The organism is Curtobacterium sp. B18 (assembly GCF_000333375.1).
In the GTDB taxonomy this organism is placed as follows: domain Bacteria; phylum Actinomycetota; class Actinomycetes; order Actinomycetales; family Microbacteriaceae; genus Curtobacterium.
In genome coordinates, this window is the sequence record NZ_BACZ01000555.1 from 1 (window position 1) to 4,166 (window position 4,166).

Consider the following 4,166-nt stretch of genomic DNA (forward strand, 5'->3'; position numbering starts at 1 on the left):
CACGGCCTGGTAGTAGGCGGTCTGGTACGTGAACCGGTCGTCGACGGGGATGACCGCGTCGGCGGCGACGACCGCGTCGGTGAAGGTGCTGGTGCCCGAGCCGGTGGTGCGCTGGCCGAAGCCGTCCCAGTCGTCGCCGTGGGTCACACCCGGCTGGTGGGCGTCGACGATCGCGATGACCCGTTCCCCGGTGTCGGTGCGCTCGGCGTACGTGTCGATCCAGTCGGCGAAGATGCTGCCCGTCGAGTAGTACTTCTGGCCTCCTCACCACCCTCACCATGCGCGTCCGCGCGCGGGAACTCCGGAACCGTCGGCCGTCCGACGTCGCCGTCGCCGTCTGACCCACCTCGAAAGGACACTGCACACCCCATGGACATCCGCGACTTCTCGATGGACCTGTTCTCGCTCGCCGGCAAGCGGGCCATCGTCACCGGCGGGAACTCCGGCCTCGGCCAGGCCTTCTCGCTCGCACTCGCCAAGGCCGGCGCCGACGTGTTCGTGCCGAGCGTCGTCGACGACGACGGCACCACGCGGGCGCTCGTCGAGGCCGAGGGGCGCCGCTACGCGTTCCTCGAGGTCGACCTCACCGCCCCCGACGCCCCGACCCGGATCGTCGACGCGTGCACCCGGGCGCTCGGCGGCATCGACGTGCTCGTCAACTCGGCCGGCATCTGCCTGCTCGACGACGTCGAGGCGTTCGACCGCGCGAAGTGGGACCCGATGGTCGCCGTGAACCTCACCGCGCCGTTCGCCCTCGGGCACGCGGTCGGCAAGCACCTCGTGGCGCAGGGCTCCGGCAAGATCATCAACATCGCGTCGCTGTTCGCGTTCCTCGGCGGCCAGTGGTCGCCCGCGTACGCCGCGACGAAGCACGGGATCGTCGGCTTCACGAAGGCGTACTGCGACGAGCTGGCGCAGCACGGCGTGCAGGTCAACGCGATCGCGCCCGGGTACTTCGCCACGAAGATCACCGAGCAGACCCGCACCGACCCGGTGACGAACCAGCGCGTCCTCGACCACATCCCGGCCGGCCGCTGGGGAGACGTCGCCGACCTCATGGGCGCGACCGTCTTCCTCGCCTCGGGCGCCTCCGACTACGTGAACGGGCACACCCTCACCGTCGACGGCGGGTACCTCGTCCGCTAGTCCCTCCCACCGCACACCCGACCCACACCACCGAAGGGCTCACCACCATGATCGAATCGACCGCCACCCTCGACCGCGCCGGGATCCTCGAGCGTCTCGCGACCATCGTCCGTCCCGACCAGCTCGACACCGACGAGCAGCACCTGCTGGACGCCAGCGTCGACCGGTTCAAGAAGTACCAGTCCGTGCACGGCATCCACGACGCTCCGACGCCCGTCGCGATCGTCAACGCCGAGTCCACCGAGGACGTCGCCGCGATCCTCGCCTTCGCCGACGAGCACGTCGTGAACATCGTCCCCCGCACCGGCCGCACCGGCACCGAGGGCGGCCTCGAGACGAGTGTCGTCGACACGGTCGTCCTCGACTGCTCCCGCATGGACGCCGTCCTGCACGTCGACCCGGAGAACATGCAGGTCACGGTGCAGGCGGGCGTGCCCCTCCAGCGCCTCGAGGACGAGCTCCGCCTGCAGGGCCTCACCACGGGGCACTCGCCGCAGTCCAAGCCCCTCGCCCAGTACGGCGGCCTCGTCGCCACCCGGTCGATCGGGCAGTTCTCCACGCTCTACGGCGCGATCGAGGACATGGTCACCGGACTCGAGGCCGTGTTCCCCGGCGGTCGCGTCCGTCGGATCAAGTCGGTCCCGCGCCGCTCGGCCGGCCCGGACATCCGCCACGTCGTCATCGGCAACGAGGGTGCGCTCTGCGTGATCACCGAGGTCACGATCAAGGTCTTCACGTACATGCCGGAGAACAACGAGTTCCACGGCGCGCTCGTCGACGACATGCGCACCGGGGTCGCGATCATCCGCGAGGTCGTCGTGAACGGCTTCCGTCCGTCCGTCGTACGCCTGTACTCGCCGGAGGACGCGAACCAGCACTTCTCGCACTTCTCGAAGGGCAAGTGCGTGGTGGTGTTCGTCGCCGAGGGACCGAAGGGCATCGTCCGCGCCACGAGCGAGGAGATCCAGCGCGTCCTCGGCCAGCACGAGCACGAGCCGGTCGACCCGTCGCTCATCGAGTCCTGGTTCGAGCACCTCAACTGGGGGCAGGACAAGATCGACGCCGAGAAGCAGGCCATGCTCACCGACCGGCACCTCGGGTACACGACCGAGGTCTCCGCGGACTGGTCCGCCGTCGCCGACCTGTACGACGCGGTCATGCGCCGCATCCGCGAGGAGTACCCGTACGCCGACGACCTGACGATGCTCGGCGGCCACTCGTCGCACAGCTACCAGACCGGCACGAACATGTACTTCGTCTACGACTACCGCATCGACTGCTCGCCCGAGGAGGAGATCGAGAAGTACCACATCCCCCTCAACGCGATCATCGTGGAGGAGGCCCTCCGCCACGGCGGGTCGATGGTCCACCACCACGGCGTCGGCAAGTACCGCACCCCGTGGGTCGAGGAGGAGCACGGCTCGGCGTTCGCGATCATGCAGGGGCTCAAGGCGCAGTTCGACCCGAAGGGCATCATGAACAAGGGCACGATCTTCCCGGCACCCGGTGCGATCCAGGCGGCCGCCGCCGACCCGGACACGTCGTTCCGGCGCGCGAGCGCATGACCCGGTACGTCGTCGGCATCGACAACGGCTCGCAGTCGTCGAAGGTCACGGTCTTCGACGAGCGGGGCGGGGTCGTGTCCGAGGGGCGCGTGCCGCTGCGGCCGAACCGGTCGCCGGCCCCCGGCGTGGTCGAGCATCCGGACGACGACGTGTGGGACTCGATCGCCGCGGCGTGCCGGATCGCGATGGCGGCGTTCCCCGGCGACCCGTCCGAGATCGTCGGGGTCGGTCTCTGCACCATCCGGTTCTGCCGGGCGGTGCTCCGCGCCGACGGGTCGCTCGCCCAGCCCGTGATGAGCTGGATGGACGCCCGCGTCGGCCGGCCGTTCGTCGCCGAGCAGGACGACGTCGGCTGGGTCACCACCTCGTCGGGCTACGTCACCCACCGGCTCACCGGGACGTTCCGGGACACCGCCGCGAACTACCAGGGCATGTGGCCGATCGACACCGACACGTGGCGCTGGAGTGAGGACGAGGCCGCGTATGCCGCAACGGGCATGCGTCGTGCGCAGCTGTTCGAGCTCGTGGACCCCGGTGCGGTCCTCGGCGCCGTGACGGCCGATGCCGCGGTGGCGACGGGCCTGCCGGTCGGCCTGCCGGTGGTCGCGACGGCGAACGACAAGGCCGTCGAGGCGCTCGGCTGCGGGCTCCTCGACCCGACGACGCTGCTGGTGTCGCTCGGCACCTACATCGCCGGCATGTCGGTCGGGACCCGGAACGTGCTGGACGCGACGGACTTCTGGACCAACTTCGGGGCCGAGCCCGGGCGGTACCTCTACGAGTCCGGCGGGATCCGACGCGGCATGTGGACCGTGAGCTGGTTCCGCGACCTGCTCGGAGCGGACTTCGCCGAGGCGGCCGAACGGACGGGTGAACGCGCCGAGGACCGGCTGAACCGCGAGGCCTCGGCGGTCCCGGCGGGATCGGACGGCCTGCTCACCGTGCTCGACTGGCTCGCGCCGGCCGATGCGACGTTCCGGAAGGGCTCGATCCTCGGCTTCGACGGACGCCAGGGCCGCGCCCACGTCTACCGGTCGATCCTCGAGGGCATCGCGATGACGATGCGCGACCGCGGCGACGCGATGGCCGCCGAGCTCGGGACCCCGTACGAGCGCGTCGTCGTCTCGGGTGGCGGATCGTCCTCCGACCTGATGATGCAGATCGTGTCGGACGTGTTCCAGGTGCCGACGATCCGGGTGGTGGGGGACAGTGCTGCGGGGCGCGGTGCGGCGATCTGCGCGGCGGTCGCGACCGGGGTGCACCCGTCGTTCGCGGCGGCCGCGCGGGCGATGGTCGTCGAACGGGACCGCTTCGGTCCCGACCCGTCGACCGCGGCCGTGTACGACGCGCTGCGCGCCGTGCACGCGGACGTGACCGCGCACACCGACGAGGTCTACCGGCGGACGGCGGCCATCGTCGGCTGACGCCCGACGAGCGGCCCGGTGCGGGACGGGA

3 protein-coding genes are annotated in these 4,166 nt (G+C 70.7%); all 3 read left to right on the forward strand.

The features are described 5' to 3' along the window. The first annotated feature begins 369 nt into the window (after positions 1 to 369). From I5E_RS15110 to I5E_RS15120, 3 genes are read left to right on the forward strand one after another with little or no spacing between them, the layout of a single operon-like run. Positions 370 to 1,146 (forward strand): SDR family oxidoreductase, encoded by a 777-nt coding sequence (locus I5E_RS15110; protein WP_022907719.1) that lies wholly within the window; start codon positions 370 to 372, stop codon positions 1,144 to 1,146. Positions 1,147 to 1,193: 47 nt separating this feature from the next. Continuing rightward, entirely contained in the window at positions 1,194 to 2,711 is a 1,518-nt protein-coding gene (locus tag I5E_RS15115; RefSeq protein ID WP_022907720.1) for an FAD-binding oxidoreductase, read from the forward strand. Further along, positions 2,708 to 4,135, forward strand: coding sequence for an FGGY-family carbohydrate kinase (locus I5E_RS15120; protein ID WP_022907721.1), 1,428 nt, complete (start codon positions 2,708 to 2,710; stop codon positions 4,133 to 4,135). The genes I5E_RS15115 and I5E_RS15120 overlap by 4 nt, the downstream gene beginning before the upstream one ends. The last annotated feature ends 31 nt before the right edge of the window (positions 4,136 to 4,166 follow it).